The organism is Streptomyces sp. ISL-43 (assembly GCF_018614195.1).
Classification (GTDB): domain Bacteria; phylum Actinomycetota; class Actinomycetes; order Streptomycetales; family Streptomycetaceae; genus Streptomyces.
This window is the reverse complement of the sequence record NZ_JAGGOT010000032.1, coordinates 81,340-104,959: the sequence shown is the minus strand read 5'-3', so window position 1 is coordinate 104,959 and position 23,620 is coordinate 81,340. Positions and strand designations below refer to the sequence as shown.

General features: G+C 72.2%; 21 protein-coding genes, 2 tRNA genes and 1 pseudogene. 22 read left to right on the top strand and 2 right to left on the bottom strand.

Annotated elements, in window-relative coordinates; all coding sequences use genetic code 11:
• Positions 1-57: 57 nt before the first annotated feature.
• From J7F03_RS19020 to J7F03_RS18990, 7 genes are all read left to right on the top strand, one after another.
• Positions 58-1,074, top strand: coding sequence for a glycosyltransferase family 2 protein (locus J7F03_RS19020; protein WP_251072131.1), 1,017 nt, complete (start codon positions 58-60; stop codon positions 1,072-1,074).
• Positions 1,074-1,514 (top strand): GtrA family protein, encoded by a 441-nt coding sequence (locus J7F03_RS19015; RefSeq protein ID WP_214950880.1) that lies wholly within the window; start codon positions 1,074-1,076, stop codon positions 1,512-1,514. Before J7F03_RS19020 ends, J7F03_RS19015 begins: the two co-directional genes overlap by 1 nt.
• A gap of 79 nt (positions 1,515-1,593) precedes the next feature.
• Positions 1,594-2,721 carry a glutamate 5-kinase gene (proB, locus tag J7F03_RS19010; protein WP_214950878.1) on the top strand — a complete coding sequence of 376 codons (1,128 nt, stop codon included), beginning with the start codon at positions 1,594-1,596 and terminating at the stop codon, positions 2,719-2,721.
• An 82-nt stretch (positions 2,722-2,803) separates the two neighbouring features.
• Positions 2,804-3,217, top strand: a complete 414-nt coding sequence (locus J7F03_RS19005) for a hypothetical protein (protein WP_374104363.1) — start codon at positions 2,804-2,806, stop codon at positions 3,215-3,217.
• A gap of 127 nt (positions 3,218-3,344) precedes the next feature.
• Positions 3,345-4,622 (top strand): glutamate-5-semialdehyde dehydrogenase, encoded by a 1,278-nt coding sequence (locus tag J7F03_RS19000; protein ID WP_214950876.1) that lies wholly within the window; start codon positions 3,345-3,347, stop codon positions 4,620-4,622.
• Positions 4,623-4,698: 76 nt separating this feature from the next.
• On the top strand, positions 4,699-5,259 hold the full coding sequence (locus J7F03_RS18995) for a hypothetical protein (protein WP_308379729.1): 561 nt from the start codon (positions 4,699-4,701) through the stop codon (positions 5,257-5,259).
• Between the two features lie 68 nt (positions 5,260-5,327).
• The gene (locus tag J7F03_RS18990) at positions 5,328-6,473 is read left to right on the top strand and encodes a hypothetical protein (protein WP_214950874.1); all 1,146 of its coding nucleotides are present in this window, start codon (positions 5,328-5,330) and stop codon (positions 6,471-6,473) included.
• Here J7F03_RS18990 and J7F03_RS18985 read toward each other — a convergent pair.
• Positions 6,457-7,560: a M48 family metallopeptidase gene (locus J7F03_RS18985; RefSeq protein ID WP_214950872.1), complete on the bottom strand. Its 1,104-nt coding sequence runs from the start codon at positions 7,558-7,560 to the stop codon at positions 6,457-6,459. The genes J7F03_RS18990 and J7F03_RS18985 overlap by 17 nt on opposite strands.
• Positions 7,561-7,701: 141 nt before the next feature.
• On the opposite strand from J7F03_RS18985, the gene J7F03_RS18980 reads away from it, so the two are divergent.
• From J7F03_RS18980 to J7F03_RS18915, 14 genes and pseudogenes are all read left to right on the top strand, one after another.
• Positions 7,702-7,869: a hypothetical protein gene (locus tag J7F03_RS18980; RefSeq protein WP_214950870.1), complete on the top strand. Its 168-nt coding sequence runs from the start codon at positions 7,702-7,704 to the stop codon at positions 7,867-7,869.
• Between the two features lie 70 nt (positions 7,870-7,939).
• A complete protein-coding gene (gene nadD / locus J7F03_RS18975) occupies positions 7,940-8,557 on the top strand; it encodes a nicotinate-nucleotide adenylyltransferase (protein ID WP_214950868.1) in 618 nt (205 codons plus the stop codon).
• A gap of 25 nt (positions 8,558-8,582) precedes the next feature.
• Positions 8,583-10,280 carry an LCP family protein gene (locus tag J7F03_RS18970; RefSeq protein WP_214950866.1) on the top strand — a complete coding sequence of 566 codons (1,698 nt, stop codon included), beginning with the start codon at positions 8,583-8,585 and terminating at the stop codon, positions 10,278-10,280.
• Positions 10,281-10,400: 120 nt separating this feature from the next.
• The gene (rsfS, locus tag J7F03_RS18965; RefSeq protein ID WP_214950864.1) at positions 10,401-10,847 is read left to right on the top strand and encodes a ribosome silencing factor; all 447 of its coding nucleotides are present in this window, start codon (positions 10,401-10,403) and stop codon (positions 10,845-10,847) included.
• Positions 10,844-11,530: a histidine phosphatase family protein gene (locus J7F03_RS18960; RefSeq protein ID WP_214951021.1), complete on the top strand. Its 687-nt coding sequence runs from the start codon at positions 10,844-10,846 to the stop codon at positions 11,528-11,530. The genes rsfS and J7F03_RS18960 overlap by 4 nt, the downstream gene beginning before the upstream one ends.
• 123 nt (positions 11,531-11,653) lie before the next feature.
• Positions 11,654-11,726 (top strand) — tRNA-Ala (locus J7F03_RS18955).
• Between the two features lie 136 nt (positions 11,727-11,862).
• Complete coding sequence (locus J7F03_RS18950) at positions 11,863-12,096, top strand: hypothetical protein (RefSeq protein ID WP_112446589.1); 234 nt, start codon at positions 11,863-11,865, stop codon at positions 12,094-12,096.
• 153 nt (positions 12,097-12,249) lie between these two features.
• Positions 12,250-12,322: transfer RNA gene (locus J7F03_RS18945), tRNA-Ala, on the top strand.
• Between the two features lie 259 nt (positions 12,323-12,581).
• Positions 12,582-15,467 carry a leucine--tRNA ligase gene (gene leuS, locus J7F03_RS18940; RefSeq protein ID WP_214950862.1) on the top strand — a complete coding sequence of 962 codons (2,886 nt, stop codon included), beginning with the start codon at positions 12,582-12,584 and terminating at the stop codon, positions 15,465-15,467.
• Positions 15,468-15,614: 147 nt separating this feature from the next.
• On the top strand, positions 15,615-16,364 hold the full coding sequence (locus J7F03_RS18935) for a hypothetical protein (RefSeq protein WP_214950860.1): 750 nt from the start codon (positions 15,615-15,617) through the stop codon (positions 16,362-16,364).
• Between the two features lie 88 nt (positions 16,365-16,452).
• Positions 16,453-17,298 carry a DegV family protein gene (locus J7F03_RS18930; RefSeq protein ID WP_214950858.1) on the top strand — a complete coding sequence of 282 codons (846 nt, stop codon included), beginning with the start codon at positions 16,453-16,455 and terminating at the stop codon, positions 17,296-17,298.
• Positions 17,299-17,747: 449 nt separating this feature from the next.
• Positions 17,748-18,440, top strand: a complete 693-nt coding sequence (locus J7F03_RS18925; RefSeq protein WP_308379726.1) for a ComEA family DNA-binding protein — start codon at positions 17,748-17,750, stop codon at positions 18,438-18,440.
• A 50-nt stretch (positions 18,441-18,490) separates the two neighbouring features.
• Positions 18,491-20,890, top strand: a pseudogene (locus J7F03_RS18920) (ComEC/Rec2 family competence protein); the annotation flags it as partial.
• Between the two features lie 136 nt (positions 20,891-21,026).
• Positions 21,027-21,908, top strand: coding sequence for a YceI family protein (locus J7F03_RS18915; protein ID WP_214950854.1), 882 nt, complete (start codon positions 21,027-21,029; stop codon positions 21,906-21,908).
• Positions 21,909-21,929: 21 nt separating this feature from the next.
• Here the strand turns inward: J7F03_RS18915 and J7F03_RS18910 are convergent, their stop codons facing one another.
• Complete coding sequence (locus J7F03_RS18910) at positions 21,930-22,154, bottom strand: hypothetical protein (RefSeq protein WP_214951019.1); 225 nt, start codon at positions 22,152-22,154, stop codon at positions 21,930-21,932.
• Positions 22,155-22,244: 90 nt separating this feature from the next.
• Here J7F03_RS18910 and holA point away from each other — a divergent pair, with 90 nt between their 5' ends.
• Positions 22,245-23,237, top strand: a complete 993-nt coding sequence (gene holA / locus J7F03_RS18905; RefSeq protein ID WP_214950853.1) for a DNA polymerase III subunit delta — start codon at positions 22,245-22,247, stop codon at positions 23,235-23,237.
• Positions 23,238-23,620: the final 383 nt, after the last annotated feature.

The following is a 23,620-nucleotide window of genomic DNA, read 5'->3' as shown; positions in this document are numbered from 1 at the left end:
GGTGAGTGGCTGGTCCGGTCGCCGACAATCACCCGTTCGGACCCGCAGGAAGTGTTCATGAAGCTGTCCGTAGTAGTCCCTTGCTACAACGAGGAAGCTGTCATCGACAGCTTCGACACGGAGATCCGCAAGGTCCTGGACGCCCTCCCCGTCGAGTACGAGGTCTGCTACGTCGACGACGGCAGCCGCGACGGCACCCTCGGCAAGCTCCGCAAGATCGCGGCCCAGTACACCGACCAGACCCGCTACGTCTCCTTCAGCCGGAACTTCGGCAAGGAGGCCGGCATGCTCGCGGGCCTGCGCGAGGCGACCGGCGACGCCGTGGTCATCATGGACGCGGACCTCCAGCACCCGCCGGAGCTCATCGCCACCATGCTCGACTACTACCGGCTGGGACACGACCAGATCATCGCCCGCCGCACCCGCGAGGGCGACAAGAAGCTCCGCACGGCGCTGAGCCGCCTCTACTACCGGGGCATCAACCGGTGGGTCGACGTGGAGCTCACCGACGGCGTCGGCGACTTCCGGCTGCTGTCCCGTCCGGCCGTGGACGCCCTGCTGTCGCTGCCCGAGTACAACCGCTTCTCCAAGGGCCTCTTCTCCTGGATCGGCTTCGACACCGTCCACTTCGACTACCGCAACGCGCAGCGCGAGGCCGGCGAGACGAAGTGGAAGTTCGGGTCCCTGCTGAACTACGGCATGGACGGGCTGATCTCCTTCAACAACCGGCCGCTGCGCATCGGCATCTGGGCGGGCGTGTCGCTGGTGGCACTGACCGCCCTGTACGCCGTGTGGATCGCGATCTCGGCGATGACCAACGGCGTGGACTCCCCGGGATACGTCACCCTCGTCGCGATCATCGTCGGCCTCGGCGGCGTTCAGATGATCATGCTGGGGCTGATCGGCGAGTACATCGGCCGCATCTACTACGAGACCAAGCGCCGGCCGCACTTCCTCGTGAAGGAGTCGCACGGCGCCGAGCCGCTGTCCCGGGACGTGCGGGACGCCGGCGACGCCAGGAAGTCCGGTGGCGCCATCGTGTCCGAGAGCGTGATCGCGGAGCGCAGCAGCTGATGCCGAACAAGTCCGACAGGAAGACGCAGCTCGGCCAGATCGTCCGGTTCGCACTGGTCGGCGGCGTCAACACCGGCACCTTCTTCGTGCTGTACCTGCTCCTGCACCCGTTCATGCCGTACTTCGCCGCGTACTCCCTCGCCTTCGTGCTGGCGATGGTCGGCTCGTTCTTCATGAACACCTACTTCACCTACCGGACTCGGCCCACGTGGAAGAAGTTCCTGCTCTTCCCGCTGACCAACATCACGAACTACGTGATCCAGTCCGCCGGCCTGTACGCGCTGGTGACCTGGGCGGGCATGAACACCAAGATCGCGCCGCTGGTCGCGGCCGTCCTGGCCATCCCGTTCACCTTCGTCCTCTCCCGCAAGATCCTCATCCCGGGGACCGCGCGGAAGGCCGGAGAAGAGGGGCAGGCACGCAGTACGTCCACGGTCTGAAACCGGAGGGCGGCCCCGCCCGGCCACCCCGTAGATTGAGCGGGCAGGGTCAGTAACGGCGAGGGGCAAGGGGACCGAAGTGTCAGCGGCTAGGCAGGGTGTGCTCGACGCGCGCAGGATCGTCGTCAAGGTCGGCTCCTCCTCCCTGACCACGGCGGCCGGCGGACTCGACGCCGACCGGGTCGACGCCCTGGTCGACGTACTGGCCAAGGCGCGCAGCGGCGGCGAGAAGGAGATCGTCCTGGTCTCCAGCGGAGCCATCGCCGCCGGCCTGTCCCCGCTCGGCCTGCGCCGCCGCCCCACGGACCTGGCCCGCCAGCAGGCCGCCGCCAGCGTCGGGCAGGGCCTGCTCGTCGCCCGGTACACCGCCTCCTTCGCCCGGTACGGGGTCCGCGTCGGCCAGGTACTGCTCACCACCGACGACACCAGCCGGCGCGCGCACTACCGCAACGCCTACCGGACCCTGGACCAGCTCCTGGCCATGGGCGCCCTGCCCGTCGTCAACGAGAACGACACCGTCGCCACCGACGAGATCCGCTTCGGCGACAACGACCGCCTCGCCGCGCTCGTGGCCCACCTCGTCCGCGCCGACCTCCTCGTCCTGCTCTCGGACGTCGACGGTCTCTACGACGGGGACCCGTCCCTGTCCGGAACCAGCCGCATCGACGAGGTGCACGGCCCCGCGGACATCGCGCACGTCACCATCGGCAGCGTCGGCAAGGCGGGCGTCGGCACCGGCGGCATGGCCACCAAGGTCGAGGCTGCGCGCATCGCCGCGGCGGCCGGCATCCCGGTCGTCCTGACCTCGGCCAGCCAGGCCGCGGACGCCCTGGCCGGGCGGGCGACCGGCACCCTGTTCCACTCCACCGGGCGCCGCTCCACGGACCGGCTGCTCTGGCTCCAGCACGCGTCGGCCCCGCAGGGGCACCTCGTACTGGACGACGGAGCCGTCCGCGCGGTCACCGAGCGCGGCAGCTCGCTGCTGCCCGCGGGCATCGCCTCGGTCGAGGGCGACTTCGTCGCCGGCGACCCCGTCGAACTGCGCTCGGCCGACGGCCGGGCCGTCGCCCGGGGTCTCGTCAACTTCGACGCCAAGGAGCTTCCGCAGCTCCTCGGCCGCTCCACGCGCGAGCTCGCGCGTGAACTCGGACCCGAGTACGAGCGGGAGGTCGTCCACCGGGACGATCTGGTCCTGCTCCAGGGCTGAGGTTCGGCAAAACCGCCGCGCGGTCGGCCGAGGACTGGTCAACTGTGAGGGGCGGGCAGGTAGGGCGCAGACAAGGAGGCGGCTGGTGAGACGAGCGCTGACCAGCGTCGGCACCGGGGACGGTGACGTCGGCGGGAGCGGGGAGGAGCGCGACTCCTCCCGTCTGTGGCACATCACCCTGAGCGTCTCCGGGAAGCCCGCGCCGCTGTGCGAGGTCCGCCGCGGGCTGGAACAGCTCGCCCACGACCACCCCTTCCTCCTGACCAGCCGCTACGCCGACGACCATGCGGAGATCCGCTACTGGGAGGAGGCCCGCGACCTCCACGACGCGGCGGCCGTCGCCCTGCGCCTCTGGGGCGAACACCGCTCCTCGGCGCAGCTCCCGCCCTGGGAGATCGTCGGCCTGGAGGTCATCGACCGGGCCACCTACCACCAGCGCGTGGCCGAGGGCTACGGCCCACCCCCGGCCCACCCGGTGGGCGTACACCCTTACTGACCGGCCGCCGGGCCGGGGATGAGCCGAACTCAGCCCCGTCGGCCCGGTGCGAGCCCCGCGTCGGACAGGCGTCTCGCGGGGTGAAACCCCATCGGCCCCGGCCGGGCCGGGTACTACCCTGGGCGGCATGACCTCGCTCGATGCCACCACCTCGCCCGTGATCGCCACCGCGCAGCGGTCCCGCACCGCCGCCGCGGCCATCGCCCCGCTCCCGCGGTCCGCCAAGGACACCGCCCTCCTGGCCATCGCGGACGCGCTGGAGGCCCGTACGGCCGAGATCGTCGAGGCCAACGCCGTCGACACGGCCAAGGCCCGCGAGGCCGGGACGAGCGAGACCGTCATCGACCGCCTCACCCTCACCCCCGACCGCGTCAAGGCCATCGCCTCCGACGTCCGCGACGTCGCGGCCCTGCCCGACCCCGTCGGCGAGGTCGTCCGCGGCTCCACCCTCCCCAACGGCATCGACCTCCGCCAGATCCGCGTCCCGCTCGGCGTCGTCGGCATCATCTACGAGGCGCGCCCCAACGTCACCGTCGACGCCGCCGCCCTCTGCCTGAAGTCCGGCAACGCCGTCCTGCTGCGCGGCTCCTCCTCCGCCTACGCCTCCAACACCGCCCTCGTCGGCATCCTGCGCGACGCCATCACCGGGGCCGGCCTGCCCGCCGACGCGATCCAGCTCGTACCCGGCGAGTCCCGCGACTCCGTCCGCGAGCTGATGCGCGCCCGCGGCCTCGTCGACGTGCTCATCCCGCGCGGCGGCGCCTCCCTCATCAAGACCGTGGTCGAGGAGTCCATCGTCCCGGTCATCGAGACCGGTACCGGCAACTGCCACGTCTACGTGGACGCACAGGCCGACCTGGCCATGGCCGTGGACATCCTCGTGAACTCCAAGGCGCAGCGGCCCTCCGTCTGCAACTCGGCCGAGACCCTCCTCGTCCACCGGGACATCGCCGCGGCCTTCCTGCCGCTGGCCCTGGACGCCCTCGCCGAAGCCGGCGTGACCGTCCACGGCGACGGCGAGGTGCTCTCGTACGCCGAAGGCACCAAGGTCACCGCGCTGCCCGCCACCGACGAGGACTGGGCCGCCGAGTACCTCTCCTACGACATCGCCGCCGGGGTCGTCGACTCCCTCGACGACGCCGTCGCCCACATCCGCCGCTGGACCTCCGGCCACACCGAGGCGATCGTCACCACCTCGCAGGCCGCCGCGCGCCGCTTCACCCAGCTGGTCGACTCGGCCACGGTTGCCGTGAATGCCTCCACCCGGTTCACCGACGGTGGTCAGTTCGGCTTCGGCGCGGAGATCGGCATCTCCACCCAGAAGCTGCACGCCCGGGGCCCGATGGGGCTCCCGGAGCTCACCTCGACCAAGTACATCGTCACCGGCGACGGTCACGTACGGTAGTCGGCGACTGAACGCCGTGTGGCCGGATTCGGCGCACACCCTGCCCAAAGGTGCCCCTCAGGTCTACGCTGGTTCCGTGCCGGACGACGTGGGGGGCAAAAAGTTCCCGGACGACGGGGAGCCCGACGACGACCGCGGAGGCGCGGACAAGGACTTCGCCTCCGTGGTGTTCGACGAGGACTTCGTCCGGAACGCCGAGATCCGTGAACCGAGCGCCGCGGAGCGCCAGCGGGCCGGCGACCGGGCGCGCGCCGAAGCGGCCGAAGCCGCCCGCGCCGCCTTCGCCGGCGGCTGGACGGGCGACGAGGACTACGACGGGTACGCGTACGGGCACCCCGACGGCTACCTGTCCGATGACTCCGGCTGGGACCACGGCCACGGCTTCGGCTACGCGGACGGCCCCTACGGCGCGTACGGCGGCAGCCTGCGCCCCTACCGGGGCCGCTCGCCCTGGTTGCGCCCCGTCGCCTGGATCCTCGCGTTCGTGATGGGCCTCGGCATGATCGCGCTCGCCTTCAGTGCCGTCTACCGCAGCGCCGCGAGCGACGCGGAACCCGCTCCGGCGCCCGCCAGCACCCCGATGGGTGAAGTCACCGACGCCGGCAAGTTTATGGACCGCGTCGGCCGCCAACCCTGAAGGTACGACCCCGCTCCCTTTCGTCGGAGCCGGGGGCTTCTCTGAAGCGGGGACAGCGGGGAGAAGCGATGGCCGTATCAGGAGATCCACCCAACGGCACCCCCGAAGGCACCGAAGGGGGCGACGACGAGTTCCGGTCGGACGAGTACCGGTCGGTGGTGTTCGACGAGGACTTCGTCCGGGCTGCCCGGCTCCAGGAGTTCTCCGCGCAGGAACGCATGGGCGAGCACGCCCGCGCCGTACGGAGCCGGTCGTTCTGGTCGAGCGGAGGCTCCCCCGGACCGGGCGGCGGCTCCGGCAGGGCGGCGGCCCGGCAGGGCCGGGTCATCGTGCTGTGCATCGCCCTGGCGCTCGCCACCGCCGTCTACATGGGCCTGCGCAATCCCTATGTGCCGCCCCCCGAAGGCCCGGCGGAGGCGCTCACCAGCACCGTCGTGCCGCTAGCGCCTTCCGAAGCCGTCCAGGGCGGGCGCCCGGCCGACCTGTACGCGAAGAGTCCGGCCGCGCAGTACCGCGTCGGGGCGGCCGGGATCACCCTGCCCGCCGTGCGCCGCACCAACCACTTCGCCGACAACCAGGTCCTCGCCGCGCTGACCATCGCCAAGGACTACCTGGTGCAGTCCTCGCTGGACCCCGACATCCTGTCGGGGACCGCCTCCCGGCCCGTGCGGGTCCTGCTCGACCCCGACCAGCTGACCCAGTTCGACCAGAGCATGCTCGCGCCGGCCGGCGACGGGCGGCACGCCATCACGGGCTGGCTGGTCCGCTTCGACCCCGCCGTGGCCCTGGTGGCCGACACCCGGGTCCGGGTCAGCGGCACCCTCGCCTTCCAGGAGGTCACCCCGAACGTGCTGGAGGTGACCACCGACCACACCTTCGTCTACGCCGTGCGCCCGGCGACCGGTCAGCCCGCCGGGGCCGACGGGTCCTCGCTCTTCACCGTCCGCCGGGAGCTGCGGCTCCGCTTCGACCGCGACGACCTCACGGCCCGGCGGGCGGAGCTGGCCTCCGCCTACGTGATGGCCGGTCCGCAGGACTGCTCCGCCGACCCGGCGCCTGGCTTCCGCCCGCTCCTGGCCGGCGCCGGGCCGGCCACGGTCGGCCCGGCCGCGAGCGATCCGTACACCAGCGGCCATCCGCGGCGCACGGCCGGGCTGTGCGGGGTGCTGGCGCCGACGGCCAGCCCGCAGCAGGGCGTCAGCCCTGTTCCGTAGCCCCGCCGGTGCCCGCGCCCTTGCCCTTGTCCTCGCTGCCGGGCGTGGCCGTACCCGGGCCCGTAGCCGTACCCGTGAACCTGTCCCGGAGCTTGCCACCCAGGTCCGCGGTGCCGCCGGCGATGTCGCCGACCAGCTTCATCAGCGGGTCCTTGCTGGTGCGCACCGAGTCGGCGTAGTGCGCGGCGGACTGCCGGAAGGAGTCGGTTACCGAGGTGTCCTTGTCCTCCTCGCGCCGCGGATAGTGGCCGTCCATGATCCGCTGGTAGTCGCGGTTCTGCGACCACTTCTTCAGCTCGGCCGCCCGCACCGTCGTGAAGGGGTGCGTCCGGGGCAGCACATTGAGGATCTTCAGCACGGAGTCGCGCAGGTCCCCGCTCCGCTCGTACTCCTCGGCCTGGGCGAGGAACGCGTCCACATTCATCTCGTGGAGGTGGTTGCCGCCCGCGATCTTCATCAGCCCGCGCATCGAGGCGTTCACGTCCTGCCCCACCAGCAGGCCGGCCCGGTCCGCAGACAGCTCCGACTTGCGGAACCACTCGCGCAGCGCGGTCACGACCGCCGTGATCGCCATGTTGCCGAGCGGGATCCACGCCACCTTGAGCGCCAGGTTCGTCAGGAACAGCAGGATCGTGCGGTACACGGAGTGTCCAGACAGCGCGTGGCCGACCTCGTGGCCCACGACCGCCCGCATCTCCTCCTCGTCGAGCAGCTCGACCAGGCCCGTCGTGACCACGATGATCGGCTCGTCCAGCCCGATGCACATGGCATTCGGCTTGGGATCCTGCTGCACGTACATCTGCGGGACCTTCTCCAGGTCCAGGATGTAACAGGCGTCGCGGAGCATCGCGTACAGGTGCGGGAACTGCGTCTCGCCCACCCGGACGGAGTCCGACAGGAAGAGCAGTCGCAGACTGCGCTCCGGCAGCAGCCCGCTCAGTGCCTTGAAGACCGTGTCGAAGCCGCTCAGCTTGCGCAGGGCAACGAGCGCCGAGCGGTCCGCCGGATGCTCGTACGCCCGTGAGGAAATCCCGGGGAACCTCCTGCGGTCCCGTGCCGGTGCCTTCTCGAAGCCCGTTCCCGTCATAGCGCCCTCCCCGTTGGTCCGTCCGTCTGTCGGTCCGTCTATCCTCTCCAACGCCTGAGTCGGCGTGAGCGTGCCCCAGGCCCCCGCATACGATGTGAGCGAAGTCTCCGCCCGCTCCCCGACTCGATAGGTATCTGCCTGATGAGCCTCGCCTCCACCGCCCACACCCTGGTCGTCCTCGCCTCGGAGGGCGCCGAGCAGCACGGCGGCAACCACGACAGCCTCTCCCCGTACCTGACCGGCGGCGCCGCCTTCGGCATCCTCCTGCTGCTGCTGTGGGTCACCACGCGCCTGAACCGCGACCGCTGAAGCCCGCGGTTCGCGCAAGCGCTCGAAGGCGGGTCCCCGCCGCCCCACCGGGCCAGTAGGCTCTGCGCTCATGGGAGAGCAGGAAATGCCTACCGGCCCGGTCAAGCGCCGGCTCGGGGTGATGGGCGGGACATTCGACCCGATCCACCACGGACACCTGGTGGCCGCCAGCGAGGTGGCCGCGCTGTTCCACCTCGACGAGGTGATGTTCGTACCGACCGGTGAGCCGTGGCAGAAGTCGCAGCGGGCCGTGTCGGCGGCCGAGGACCGGTATCTGATGACGGTCATCGCGACCGCCTCGAACCCGCAGTTCTCGGTGAGCCGCATCGACATCGACCGCGGCGGACCGACCTACACGATCGACACCCTGCGGGACCTGAGCGCCCTCAACGACGACGCCGACCTGTTCTTCATCACCGGCGCCGACGCCCTCGCCCAGATCCTGACCTGGCGGAACGCCGACGAGCTCTTCGCCCTCGCCCACTTCATCGGCGTCACCAGGCCCGGCCACGTCCTCACCGACGACGGTCTGCCCGAGGGCGGCGTCTCCCTCGTCGAGGTGCCCGCCCTGGCCATTTCGTCCACGGACTGCCGCGCACGCGTCGCCGAGGGGGATCCTGTCTGGTACTTGGTGCCCGACGGCGTCGTCCGCTACATCGACAAGCGCGAGCTGTACCGGGGAGCCTGAGCTTCCGGAGAGAGGGGCCACCGCGGTGAACGACCGACAGGAGCCGTACGACCCGTACGTAGGCCAGGAGCGGCAGCTCGTCGGCTATGACGCGTACGGGCGGCCGGTGTACGGCCAGGTGCCCGCGCAGCCCGCCCCTGCCCCCGCTCCTCCGTACGAGCAGCAGCAGTACGAGCAGCAGTCGTACGACCAGCGGCAGTACGAGCAGCAGCACGGCTACGACTACCAGGCGTACGGCCGGCAGCAGCCGCAGCAGCAGTACTACCCGCAGCAGCAGTCGCAGCCGCAGCAGGACTACCCCCAGGCACAGCCCTACGGGTACGACACCCAGGCCACCCAGCAGTGGATCCCGCAGCAGTCCGCCCCGCAGGCACCGGCCCGGGAGCCCGAGCCGGAGTTCCGGCCGGCCGCCGCGCAGGTCCCGGAGCCCCGCCGGGCCGACGGGCCGACCGCGCAGGGGCCCTCGTACCACACGGAGCAGTTCGCCTTCATCGACCAGCCGGACGAGGACTCCGAGGACGTCATCGACTGGCTCGCCTTCACCGAGAGCCGGACCGAGCGGCGCGAGGAGGCCCGCCGGCGCGGCCGCAACCGCGTGGTGGCGCTGATCGTGGTGCTGGCCGTCTTCGTCGCGGGCGGTCTCGGGTACCTCTGGTACGCGGGCAAGCTGCCGTTCCTGGAGGGCCCCGGCAAGGGATCGGGCGCCGCGGCCGCGACCGGTCCGCAGAAGCGCGACATGATCGTCGTCCATCTGCACAACACCAAGAAGGGCGGCACCTCCACGGCGCTGCTCGTCGACAACGTCACCACCAAGCAGGGCGCCACCGTCCTCGTGCCGAACGGGCTGAACGTCACCAAGGACGACGGCACCGGCACCCAGCTGGGCGCGGCGGTCGAGGGCGCGGGCCTGGGCGTACGGGAGTCCCTCGACTCGGTGCTCGGCACCCACATCGGCGGCACCTGGCGCCTGGACACCCCCTTCCTGGAAAACTTCGTGGAGCTGGTCGGCGGCATCGAGGTCGACACCGACGCGGCGGTCCCGGCGGACGACTCGGTGAAGGCCCCCGCCGTCGGCCAGGGCCAGAAGCAGAGCCTCAGCGGTGCCATGGCCGTCGCGTACGCCACGTACCGGGCCCAGGGCGAGCCGGAGGCCAAGCAGCTGGACCGGTTCGGCAAGGTCCTGTTCGCCTTGCTGCGCAAGGTGCCCGGCGATCCGAAGTCGGCGGCCATGACCGTCGAGACCACCGGCCAGATCCTGGATCCGGCGCTGAACGCGCAGAGCCTCGGCGCGCTGCTGTCCAAACTCGGGGAACACGCCAAGGTGGGCGCCTACCGCACCGACGTGCTCGCCCTGAAGCCCAACGGCGGCCTCACCGACGACGCCAACAAGACGGTCGTCAAGGAGGTCCTCGGCGGCACCGCCGCGGAGGCCCAGCCCGGCGCCGCCCCCAGGGTGGGCCTGAAGGACGCCACCGGCGACGACAAGACCCAGACGGCGGCCAAGGCGGCCCTGCTCAACGGCGGCTACACCCTGGTGGACGGCGGCAAGGCCGACAAGCCCGTGCCCGCGTCGCAGATCACCTACCAGGACGACGCCCAGCGGGACAAGGCGGTCGAGGTCGCCAAGACGCTGGGGCTGCCCGAGACGGCCGTCAAGAAGGCCGAGAACGCGGTCAACGCGGACGTCGTGGTGACGCTGGGCAAGGATTACAAACCGTCCTGAGCCTTCTGCGGCAGCGCCTGTGAGGTGCGGGTCCGCCCGCGCGGGACGTTCCGCGCGGGCGGTGTCGGCGGTACATGAGACCCTTGTAAGGATCTGCCCGCCAACCCGAAAGCATGGCCAGTGACCGCCACGGACCGCTCCATCGAGCTCATCACCGCCGCCGCCCAGGCCGCGGCCGACCGGCTCGCGCACGACATCATCGCGTACGACGTCAGCGACGTGCTGTCGATCACCGACGCCTTCCTGCTCGCCTCGGCGCCCAACGACCGTCAGGTCAAGTCGATCGTGGACGAGATCGAGGAGAAGCTCCAGAAGGAGCTGGGCGTCAAGCCGGTGCGCCGCGAGGGCGACCGCGACGCCCGCTGGATCCTGCTCGACTACATCGACATCGTCGTCCACGTGCAGCACAGCGAGGAGCGGGTCTTCTACGCGCTGGAGCGCCTGTGGAAGGACTGCCCCGAGATCGACCTCCCCGAGGACGCCAAGCTCACCAAGGGCAAGGCCGAGGAGCACGCCGCCCTGCGTGCGACGCAGGGCGACGACGAGATGGACGGTGATCTGTTCTGAGCGCCTCCAAAGACGGCACGAACCTCGACGGTACGACCACTCCGGGCAAGACCGGCCGGACGATCGTCCTCTGGCGGCACGGCCAGACCTCGTGGAACCTGGAGCGCCGCTTCCAGGGCTCGACGGACATCGAGCTGACCGAGGACGGTGTGGCGCAGGCGCGCCGCGCCGCCCGGCTGCTCGCCTCCCTGAGGCCCGACGCCATCGTCGCCTCGGACCTGCGACGGGCCTCTGCGACGGCTGCCGAGCTGGCGGTTGTCACGGGTCTGTCCGTGACGCACGACGAGGCGCTGCGCGAGACGTACGCCGGCGAGTGGCAGGGCCTCACGCACGACGAGATCCTCGAGAAGTACGGCGAGCAGTACGCGGCGTGGAAGCGCGGCGAGGCGGTCCGCCGCGGCGGCGGTGAGCTGGAGACCGAGGTCGCCGACCGGGCGGCGCCGGTGGTCCTGGAACACGCCGGCCGGCTGCCCGAGGGCGGCACGCTCGTCGTGGTCAGCCACGGCGGCACCATCCGTACGACGATCGGCCGCCTGCTGGGCCTGGACTCGTACTACTGGGAGGGCCTGGGCGGGCTCTCCAACTGCTGCTGGTCCGTTCTCGGCGAGGGCGCGCGCGGCTGGCGTCTGATGGAGCACAACGCCGGCACGCTGCCGGAACCGGTGCTCGGCGACGACGACTGACACCGCCTCGGGGCGGCTTCCGCCCGGCTCCCACCCGGATTTCACTTTCCGGCTGGTCCCAGGCTAGAGTTCTTCTTGTTCGCAGCGCAGAACACCGGAAACGGGGGGAGCGTCGCGGAGAGCGGGGCTATAGCTCAGTTGGTAGAGCGCCTGCATGGCATGCAGGAGGTCTGGAGTTCAATTCTCCATAGCTCCACAATCAAGATCCCGTCCCCAACAGGGGGCGGGATCTTTGCTTTTGTACCCAGCTGCCCAGGCGAGCACCGGCATGGCAGAATCGGACGGCCGGAGGGGGACGACGACGGCCCGACGCGGGAGGGAGTCGCTGACGGATGGGTGCACACCGGCGGCGGTGCGACTGGTGCAACAACGGCACGCCGATCGTGCGGGACATGGAGCCGATCAACCCCGACTACCAGTACTGGTGCGAGGAATGCGCGCGGGCGCTGATCATAAAAGGCGACCCGATCGAGACCTACCGCGAGCTGGAAGGGGAGCCGATCTACGGCCGGCTGCTCGACGAGCACTGCACGCTGAAGCGGTTCTACCAGTTCGCCCGTGCGTGATTCGTGTATGACTCAGGCGTGACGATATAGGTCAAACCGGACATGGCCCGCGGTCGACGGAAACCGATTTTTGGACCAGGGCCATGACCGTGTAATGTTTGGGACGTCGCCAAGGGGAACCGGAAACGGAGAACGAAGCGGCAAGCAAGACAAGGGGCTATAGCTCAGTTGGTAGAGCGCCTGCATGGCATGCAGGAGGTCTGGAGTTCAATTCTCCATAGCTCCACAGTGAAGAAGCGGGCCACCCGGATCGGGTGGCCCGCTTCTCGTTGTGCGTCCGCGGGCCGGAAGGCCGCAGCGCCCGTAGGGACCGCTGCGGTACCCTGACGCCATGCGTGCCGTACGCCTCCTGCTTACCGAGCCGCGCTGAACAGCACCGACCCCACGAGATGGTCGGCCTCGGCGCGGCGCCCCCTCCTGTGCGAGGGGTTTTTTCGTTTGGGCAGGCAGAGACGGCAGAGACGATCGATGGAGCTTCAGAAATCATGAGCGAGACGAACACCCCGGCCCCCGAGGCGGCCGAGGCGCACCGCTACACGGCTGCCATGGCCGCCGACATCGAGGCACGCTGGCAGGACGTATGGGACGCCCAGGGGACCTACGAGGCTCCGAACCCGACCGGTGACCTGGCCGGGACCGAGGCCTCGCAGGCGGCGGTCGTGGCGCGGCCCAAGAAGTTCATCATGGACATGTTCCCGTACCCGTCGGGCGCGGGCCTGCACGTCGGCCACCCGCTGGGGTACATCGCCACCGACGTCTTCGCCCGCCACCAGCGGATGACCGGCCACAACGTCCTGCACACCCTGGGCTTCGACGCCTTCGGCCTGCCGGCCGAGCAGTACGCCGTGCAGACCGGCACGCACCCCCGCGTGTCCACCGAGGCGAACATCGAGAACATGAAGGTCCAGCTGCGCCGGCTGGGCCTGGGCCACGACAAGCGCCGCTCGTTCGCGACGATCGACCCGGACTACTACAAGTGGACGCAGTGGATCTTCCTGCAGATCTACAACTCCTGGTACGACACCGAGGCGAAGACGGCCCGCCCGATCGCCGAGCTGGTCGCCGCCTTCGAGGACGGCTCCCGCGAGCTGCCCGGCGGCGCCTCCTGGGCCGCGCTGAGCGCGGGCGAGCGGGCCGACGTGCTGAACGAGTACCGGCTGGCGTACGCCTCGGACGCGCCCGTCAACTGGTGCCCCGGGCTGGGCACCGTACTGGCCAACGAGGAAGTCACCGCCGACGGCCGGTCCGAGCGCGGCAACTTCCCCGTCTTCAAGGCCAAGCTGAGCCAGTGGAACATGCGGATCACCGCGTACGCCGACCGGCTGATCGACGACCTGGACGCGCTGGACTGGCCCGAGGCCATCAAGCTGCAGCAGCGCAACTGGATCGGCCGCAGCGAGGGCGCGCGCGTCGACTTCGCGGTCGGCGACGGCGACGCCATCACCGTCTTCACCACGCGTCCCGACACGCTGTTCGGCGCCACCTACATGGTACTGGCGCCCGAGCACGAGCTGGTCGGGAAGATCGTCCCGGCCGAGTGGCCCGAGGGCACCCGCCAGGTGTGGACCGGCGGCGCCGCGACGCCCGCCGACGCCGTGGACGCGTACCGCAAGCAGGCCGCGTCGAAGTCGGACGTCGAGCGGCAGGCCGAGGCCAAGGACAAGACCGGTGTCTTCACCGGCGCCTTCGCGGTCAACCCGGTCAGCGGCGAGCGGGTCCCGGTCTTCATCGCGGACTACGTGCTGATGGGCTACGGCACCGGCGCGATCATGGCCGTCCCGGCGCACGACACCCGCGACTTCGCGTTCGCGCAGGCCTTCGAGCTGCCGATGCGCTGCGTCGTGCAGCCCTCGGACGACCGCGACGCCGATCCGGCCGAGTGGGACGACGCCTTCGCCTCGTACGACGGCACGATCGTCAACTCGACGGGTGAGGGCGTCTCCCTGGACGGCCTGGGCGTGGTCGAGGCGAAGGCCGCGATCGCCGACTGGCTGGCCGGGCGCGGCATCGGCGAGGGGACCATCAACTTCCGGCTGCGCGACTGGCTGTTCAGCCGTCAGCGCTACTGGGGCGAGCCCTTCCCGATCGTCTACGACGAGGACGGCGTCGCGCACGCGCTGCCCGAGTCGATGCTGCCGCTGGAGCTGCCGGAGGTCGAGGACTACTCGCCGCGCACCTTCGAGGCGGACGACGCCACCTCCAAGCCGGAGACCCCGCTGTCGCGGAACGAAGAGTGGGTCGACGTCGAGCTGGACCTGGGCCGCGGCGAGGGCGTCCAGCGCTACCGCCGCGAGACCAACACCATGCCGAACTGGGCCGGCTCCTGCTGGTACGAGCTGCGCTACCTGGACCCGAACAACTCCGAGGCGCTGGTCGACCCGGCGATCGAGCAGTACTGGATGGGCCCGCGCGAGGGCGCGCCGCACGGCGGCGTCGACCTGTACGTGGGCGGCGCCGAGCACGCCGTACTGCACCTGCTGTACGCGCGCTTCTGGTCGAAGGTGCTGTTCGACCTGGGCCACGTCTCGTCGGCGGAGCCGTTCCACAAGCTGTTCAACCAGGGCATGATCCAGGCGTACGCGTACACCGACGCGCGCGGCGTGTACGTGCCCGCGGCCGAGGTCGAGGAGCGCGACGGCGGCTACTTCTACCAGGGCGAGCCCGTCAAGCGCGAGCACGGCAAGATGGGCAAGTCCCTGAAGAACGCCGTCACGCCGGACGAGATCTGCGGGGAGTACGGCGCGGACACCCTGCGCCTGTACGAGATGGCGATGGGCCCGCTGGACGTCTCGCGCCCGTGGGACACCCGGGCCGTGGTCGGCCAGTACCGGCTGCTGCAGCGCCTGTGGCGCAACGTGGTGGACGAGGAGACGGGCGCCGTGACGGTGGTCGACTCGGAGCCGGGCGAGGACACCCTGCGCGCACTGCACAAGGCGATCGACGGTGCCGGCGCCGACATGGCGGCGCTGCGCTTCAACACCGCCATCGCGAAGATCACCGAGCTGAACAACGCCCTGACGAAGGCGGGCCGGCCGCTGGAGCGCTCGGTCGCGGAGCGGCTGGTGCTGCTGGTCGCCCCGCTGGCCCCGCACATCGCGGAGGAGCTGTGGCACCGCCTGGGCCACAGCGAGTCGGTCGTCCACCAGGACTTCCCGGTCGCGGACCCGGCGTACGTCGTGGACGAGACCGTCACCTGCGTCGTCCAGATCAAGGGCAAGGTCAAGGCCCGCCTGGAGGTGCCGCCGACGATCTCCGACGCCGACCTGGAGCAGCTGGCGCTGGGCGACGAGGCGGTTGTGGCGGCGCTGGGCGGGGCCGAGATCCGCAAGGTGATCGTGCGCGCGCCGAAGCTGGTCAACATCGTCGTCTGACGATCGTCGTCCGACGCGCCTCGCCGAGGCTCTCGGAGGCGTCTAGGGGTATTCCCGTACGGGCAGGTTGGGGGTTCGATTGGAACCCGCGGCCTGCCCGTGGCGTTTACGGTGGAAGGGACCTAATCGGCTGGGGAAGGGAACCTCATGGAGGCGGCTTTTATCATCGTGGCCCTGGTGCTGCTGTTCGCCTTTCTGGGGCTCGGGGTCTATGTGACGGCGAAGGTGGTCGGGGCCGCCAAGCGCGGCGTGGACCGGACCATCACCCAGGCCCGCCGCACCGTGGAGGACACCACGTTGAGGGCGCGCAGCTTCGGCCAGGTCGGTGTCACGGGCACGCTGGCACAGCTGCGGCTGGACCTGCGGACGTCGATGCGGGCCACGCAGCAGGCGCTGTACGCGGGGGTCCAGACGGACGCCTCCCTCCAGGAGTCGGTGGGGCTGTTCGAGCGGCTGAGCGCCCATGGGCACGAGCTGGACGACGAGCTGAAGCGGCTGGAGGCTGAGCCGGACCGCAAGCGGATAGAGGCCGGCCTGCCTGACCTGCGGGAGCGTACGGCGAGGATCACGGAGGCGGCGGACTCGCTGCGCTGGGCGGCGCGCGACCGCGCCCGCCGTTTCGCGGCCGACGACCTTTCGGTGCTGTCGGCTCAGATCGAGGTCGAGTCGGGCGCCCTGCGGGACTGGTCCCGTGAATCGATCGACGACCTCACCTACCCGGCGCCGGCCCCGGCTCCGTCTCCGGCACCGCCCTCCCCTCAGGCTCAGGCGCCCTCCGCGGCCGGCTCCTGGGGCGGCCCGCAGACGCCCGAGGCACCCCCGGCGGCGCTGACGCAGCCCGCGGCGGCGCCGCAGTACCCCTGGCAGAAGTCCGCCCGCCCGGAAACGACGACCTGAGTCCCTGAGCGGCGGCGAGGGCGGCGGCGAGGGGCCGGGCGAGGGGCCGGGCTGCCGGAACACCTCGGCTGCCGGTAACCTCCGCCTCATGTCCCGCCATGTCGCGATCGTCACCGATTCCACGGCCTACCTGCCCCAACCGGCCATGTCGCGGCACGGAATCATCTCCGTCCCGCTGACCGTGGTCCTCGGCGACGAGGCCCTCGAAGAGGGCACCGAGATCTCGGCCCGCAGCCTCGCCCTGGCCCTGCAGAAGCGCCGCTCGGTCACCACGTCCCGCCCCAGTCCGGAGGACTTCGTCCGGGCCTACCAGGCGGCCGCGGACGCCGGTGCGACCGGCATCGTCAGCCTGCACCTGTCCGCCGAGTTCTCCGGCACCTACGACGCGGCCGTGCTCGCCGCGAAGACCGCCCCCGTGCCCGTCCGCGTCGTGGACACCGGCATGGTCGCGATGGCCCTCGGCTTCTGCGCCCTGGCCGCCGCGGAGGTGTCCGAGGCCGGCGGATCAGTGGACGAGGCCGTCGCGGCCGCGGAGAAGCGGGCCTCCGGGATGTCGGCGTACTTCTATGTGGACACCCTCGACTACCTGCGCCGCGGCGGCCGGATCGGCGCCGCGCAGGCGCTGCTCGGTTCGGCGCTCGCGGTCAAGCCGCTGCTGACGCTGGACGGCGGACGGATCGAGATGCTGGAGAAGGTGCGCACGGCTTCCAAGGCCATCGCCCGGCTGGAGGAGCTCGCCGTGGAACGCGCCGGGTCCGGCGCCGTCGACGTGGCCGTGCACCACCTGGCGGCTCCGGAGCGCGCGGAAAAGCTCGCGCAGCGGCTCCGGGAGCGGATCCCCGGGCTGGTCGAGCTGCACGTCAGCGAAGTCGGCGCGGTGATCGGCGCGCACACCGGGCCGGGGCTGCTGGCGGCGGTCGTCTCTCCGCGCTGATCACCGGTTCGGGTGGCGGAGATATCCACAACGCGATGGTTATCCACCGGAATTGAAGGTTCCGAACGGGGTTCCGGTTTCGCTCCTACCGTCGTGGCATGACTCTTCGCGCACGTACTTCGTCTTCGTCTTCGTCTCCGTCTCGGTATCCGTCTCCCGTCGGCTCCGGCTCCGGCAGCGGCCCCGGCCGTTCCCGGCTCTCCGACAGCCGTCTGCGTCCCCGCCGGGGTCGTCGCGCCCGCGGCCCCGAGCCCGCCGCGGTGCGCCGCAGGGCCGAGGCGCTGCTCGGCGCCGGCCGTCCTCCGGGGGCTTCGCCACCGCCTTGGGCTGCGGCCGCCGGTCCGGGTGGCGCCTTGCCCGGGGCGGAGGCGGCGGCCCCGGCTGTGCCCGTGCCCGTGCCCGTGCCCGTGCCCGCGCCTCCGCCTCCGCCCCCGCCCGTGTCCCCGCCCGTGCCTGTGCCCGAGGAGGGCGTGCTGCTGCCCGGCGGTATCGGCCGGGGGCTCGCGGTGCGGGAGCGGCTGCCCGTGTGGCTGCAGGCCCGCTGCGGGGTGGAGCCGCGCACGGTGGCCGCGGTCTCGGTGGTACTGGCCCTGGCCGTGGGGTTCGCCGGGCAGCAGTACTGGTCGGCCCGGCCGCGTCCGGTGACCGCTCCTGCCCTGGTGGCGCCCCCACCCGCGCCGGCGGCGGCCGCCCTGCCCGCCGCCGGCGCCGTCGGCACCGGCGCGGGAGCCGGGCCCATCCTGGTCGACGTCAGCGGCAAGGTCCGGGAGCCGGGGGTACGCAGGCTGCCCGCCGGCTCGCGCGTGGAGGACGCCTTGGCCGCCGCCGGAGGAGTGCGGCCCGGGACGGACACCACCAGCCTCAACCGGGCCCGGGTCCTGACGGACGGCGAACAGGTGCTGGTGGGGGCCCCGGCGCCGCCGCCGGCGGGCGGGGGCGGCCCCGCCGCCGGGCCGCTGAGCCTCGGCACGGCCACGGCCGAGCAGTTGGACGGCCTGCCGGGGGTCGGCCCGGTCCTGGCGCAGCACATCGTGGACTTCCGTACGGCGCGCGGGGGTTTCCGTACCGTCGAGGAGCTCCGGCAGGTCAACGGGATCGGCGAGCGGCGGTTCGCCGATCTACGGAAGCTGGTGCGGCCGTGATCCGGGCCGGGGGAGCGGAGCCGAGCCCGGCCGGCCGGGATCCGGCGGACCTGCGCCCGGCGGACCTGCGCCCGGCGGACCTGCGCCCGGCGGACCTGCGCCCGCCGGACCTGCGCCTGGCGGTGCCTGCCGTGGCCGCGTGGGCGGCGGCCGCCGTCGCCCTCGGCGCACCCGCCGCCTGGAGTCTTTGCGCGGCGGGGCTGGGGGCCGTCGGTGCCGGGCTGCTGGTGCTGGCCGGGCACGGGCGCCCCGAGCCGTTCCGGCAGGCCGGGACGGCCCTGGCCGCGGCCCTGCTGTGCGCGGCCGCCGGGGCCGGGGTGGCCGGGCTCCAGCGGGCCGAGGCGCGTGCGGGGCCGGTCGCGGAGCTCGCCCGGGAGCACGCCCGGGTACTGGCGGAGCTGACCATCGGATCCGATCCCCGGATCGCCCGGAGCGGGAGCGGGCCGCCCGTGGCCGTACTCGACGCGGTGGTGACCCGGGTGACCGGGCCCGACGGCGCGCGGATCCGGGTCGCGACCCCGGTACGGGTGCTGGCGGCGCATCCGGGGTGGACGCGGCTGCAGCCCTCGACCCGGGTCGAGGTCGTCGCCCGACTGGCACCGGCCCGGGGCGGGGAGCGGGCCGTCGCCCTGATCCGCCCGGCCGGGGACACACCCCCGGGGGTGACCGGCGGCCCGAACACCGCGCAGCGGATCGCCGGGCGGCTGCGGGCCGGGCTGCGCGAGGTCACCGACGGGCTGGCGCCGGACGCCAGGGCCCTGCTGCCGGGGCTGGTGGTCGGGGACACCTCCCGGGTGGAGCCCGATCTGCACGAGGCGTTCCGGGCCACCGACCTGCTGCACCTGCTGGCCGTCTCCGGCTCCAACCTCACCGTGGTGCTCTTCCTGCTCATCGGGGCGCCGGCCCGGGCGCAGCAGGCCGAGCGGGGAGGCCTTGCGCCGCGCCTCGGGCTCTCGCTGCGGGCGACCGCCCTGTGCGGGGCCGCGCTGACCCTGGCCTTCGTGGTGGTGTGCCGGCCGGAGCCCAGCGTGCTGCGGGCGGCGGCCTGCGGGTCGGTGACCCTGCTGGCCATCGCCACCGGGCGGCGCAGATCCCTCATCCCGGCGCTGGCCGCCGCCGTACTGCTGCTGGTGCTCTACGACCCGTGGCTGGCCCGCAGCCACGGATTCCTCCTTTCCGTCCTGGCCACCGGAGCCCTGCTGACGCTCGCTCCCCGGTGGAGCGAGGCCCTGCGAAGGCGCGGGACGCGTCCGCGCCTCGCCGAGGCGGTTGCGGCCGCGGCGGCGGCCCAGGCGGTGTGCGCACCGGTCGTCGCCGTCCTGTCGGCCCGGGTGAGCCTGGTGGCGGTGCCGTGCAATCTGCTGGCCGAGCTGGCCGCGGGCCCCGCGACGGTCCTGGGGTTCGCCGCGCTGGCGACGGCCCCGCTGTGCCGGCCGGCGGCCGAGCTGCTCGCCTGGTGCGCGGGGGTTCCGGCCGGGTGGATCGCCGCCGTGGCCCGGGGCGGTTCGCGGCTGCCCGGGGCGGAACTGGGCTGGCCCGGCGGAGTGGGCGGAGGCCTGCTGCTCGCCGCCGTCACCCTGGCGGTGGTGGGGCTCGGCATCCGGTTCGGCCGTGAGCGGTGGTTCGCCTGCGCCGTGGCCGTGGCGCTGCTCCTCGCCGTACTGAGGCCGCCGCTCGTGACCCGTACGGTCAAGGGCTGGCCGCCGCCCGACTGGAGCTACGCGCAGTGCGCGGTGGGCCAGGGGGACGCCGCCGTACTCGCCGTCGCCCCGGGCACGGCCGTGGTGGTGGACGCGGGCCCCGAGCCCGGGCCCGTGGACTCGTGCCTGCGGGCGCTGGGGGTGAGACGGGTGCCGCTGCTCGTGCTGACGCACTTTCACGCCGACCACGTGGGCGGGCTGGTGGGGGTGCTGAGGGGCCGGTCGGTGGGTGTGGTGCAAGTCACCGGACTGGAAGAGCCGTCGGGGCAGGCGAAGTTCGTGCGGCGGACGGCGGCGGCCGCCGGGATTCCCGTCGTCACGGCTGCGGACGGGGAGCGGCGCCGGGCCGGGCCGCTGGAGTGGCGGGTGCTGTGGCCGCCGGCGGCGGGCCCGCCCTCCGAGGGGCCCAACGACGCGAGCGTGGCCCTGCTGGTGCGCGGAGCGGGCCTGACCGTCCTGCTGCTGGGCGACCTCGAACCGGCTTCGCAGCAGGCGCTGCTGAGGAACCATCCGGAGCTGGGTCCGGTCGATGTCCTCAAGGTCGCCCACCACGGCAGCGCGCACCAGGATCCCGGCCTGTACGAGCGGGTCCGGCCCCGCCTGGCGATCATCCCGGTCGGTGAGGGGAACCGGTACGGTCACCCGGCGGCGGGTACGCTCGCGCGGCTGCGGGAGCTGGGGACGGCGGTACTGCGCACGGACGAGGACGGGTCGGTCGCCGTGGCGGGCAGCGGCTCGGGACTGCGGGCATTTCCGGCCATTCGGCGACGGACCCGGCGCACGCATACCGGACGTGACCGCTCTGTTTGCCCCCGACCCGACAGCATGATCGAATGCGTTTTCTCCAGAGAGGTCCAAGCTCATACAGCACGGGGGTGCACGAACCATGTTCAGTCGCAGACGGGGGACGGAGGCGGCGGGAAGCGCCAGTCCCCAGACATCCGCGACACTGACGCTTCCCTATACGGCACGGCTGCTCAGCTGCCGGGTTCTCGACACGGTCCACCAGCCCGTCCGGCAGGCCAAGTTCGAGGTGACCGACCCGATCGGCCGACGGATCGTCAGCGGGGAGACCGACCCGTACGGCGGGTTCACGGCGGCCGTGCCGGCGGGCGAGTACCGGCTGTCCGTCACGGCCGAGGGCTACGCGCCCTTCCACGGTGCGACGCTGGTGGGGGACCCGGCGCAGCCCGGTACCGGGGAGATCGTCCTCGACGCGGTGGAGCCGCCGCTGCTGCCGCAGCCCGGCCACTGGGAACTCGACCCGGCGCATTCGTCGATCGGGTTCTCGGCCCGGCACATCGGCTTCGCCCGGATCAACGGCCGGTTCAACACCTTCGCCGGCGCGGTACGGATAGCCCACCGCATGGAGGACTCCTCCATGCACGTGATCATCGACGCGGCGAGCATCGACACGGGGCTGCGGATGCGGGACGACCACCTGCGCTCCGCGGACTTCCTGGACGCGGCCCGCTACCCGACGGTGGAGTTCTACAGCGAGCGGTTCATCCACCGCAGCGGCAGCCGATGGTCCGTGGCGGGTGCCCTCACCCTCCACGGGGTCAGCCGGTCCGTCACCCTGGACACCCGGTACCTGGGCCTGGGCACGGGCCTGGAGGGCGAACCCAGGTCGGCGTGCCGGGCCACGACGGAACTGCACCGCGAGGACTTCACGCTGAACTGGCAGTCGATGCTGGCGCACGGGATCGCGGCGATCGGTTCGAGCGTGGAAGTGGCGCTGGACGTCCAGATCGTGCACAAGGCCTGACACCGGAAGGGCGACAGGACCTCAAGGGGCTTCGAGCCAGCCGTCGTACTCGGCGGCCAGGTCGTCCAGGGCCGTGGTGTCGAGCCGTTCGCGCGGGTCCTCGACGACCACCAGCCACTGGGCGTCCTCGGCGTCGTCCTCACCGGCCAGGGCGTCACGGACCAGCTGCGGCTCCTCCGGGAGGCCGAAGCGGTCGACCACCTCCCGCGCCACCTCCTCGGCCGCGTCGCGGTCGGGCAGGACCATCACATGTCGCACGTTCACCCGGACATTCTCGGGCACGGGCAGGCGGCCGTGGAGCGGGGGCTGTCGGTGCGGCGTGGGATGCTGGATCCGATGGCCACCAGGAAGAATTCCACCGACGATCCGCTCGCCTCGATCACCCTCGCGGTGGGGCAGGAGGATCTGCTGCTCGACCGCGCCGTGCGGGAGGTGGTGGCGGCGGCCCGCGCCGCCGACGCCGATACGGACGTGCGCGACCTCGCGTCGGAGCAGCTCCAGCCCGGCACGCTGTCCGAGCTCACCAGCCCCTCGCTCTTCTCCGAGCGCAAGGTGTTGGTCGTACGCAACGCGCACGACCTGTCCGCGGACACGGTCAAGGAGGTCAAGGCGTACATCGACTCGCCTTACGAGGAGATCAGCCTCGTCCTCCTGCACGCGGGCGGCGTCAAGGGCAAGGGCCTGCTGGACGCCGCGCGCAAGGCGGGCGCCCGCGAGGTCGCCTGCCCGAAGATGACGAAGCCGGCGGACCGGCTGGCCTTCGTACGGGGCGAGTTCCGCACGCTGGGCCGTTCGGCCACGCCCGAGGCCTGCCAGACGCTGGTCGACGCGATCGGCAGCGACCTGCGGGAGCTGGCGAGCGCGGCGGCGCAGCTGTGCGCGGACGTCGAGGGCACGATCGACGAGGCCGTGGTCGGCCGCTACTACACCGGCCGGGCAGAGGCTTCGAGCTTCACGGTCGCCGACCGGGCGGTCGAGGGACGGGCCGCGGAGGCCCTGGAGGCCCTGCGCTGGTCCCTGTCCACCGGGGTGGCGCCGGTCCTGATCACCAGCGCGCTGGCCCAGGCGGTACGGGCGATCGGGAAGCTGGCCTCGGCCCCCCGGGGAGCCCGTCCGGGAGACCTCGCGCGGGACCTGGGCATGCCGCCGTGGAAGATCGACCGGGTCCGGCAGCAGATGCGGGGATGGTCGGCGGACGGTGTCGCGGACGCGCTGCGCGCGGTGGCCGCGGCTGACGCGGGGGTCAAGGGCGGGGGCGATGATCCGGAGTACGCGCTGGAGAAGGCGGTCGTCGCGGTCGCGCGGGCGGCTCGGCCCCAGCGGGCTTAGCCTGGCCGGCTCCGGCCGGGGCTTGATCCGGCCGTCTGGTCCTCCGGGCCCGGGCTCCGCCTTGTACGTCCGCCCTGGCCGGGGGCGGTGGGTCGGGCCCCGGGGCCTGTCCCCGACCCACCCTTCCGCCGTTCCCTGGAGCTCCGCCCCAGACCCCGCGCCTCGAACACCGGCGGGGCTGGCTTCGGGCCCGCCCCAGACCCCGCGCCTCAGACGCCGGCGGGGCTGGTTTCGGCTCCGCCCCAGACCCCGCGCCTCAAACGCCGGCGGGGCTGGTTGCGGACAGCGCGAAGGCCCCGGCGGCACCCTGGGGAAGGGTGGCGGCCGGGGCCTTCGTTACTGCTTGGTTGCACCGCACCCGCGTGGCGAACGCTTCGTGTGCG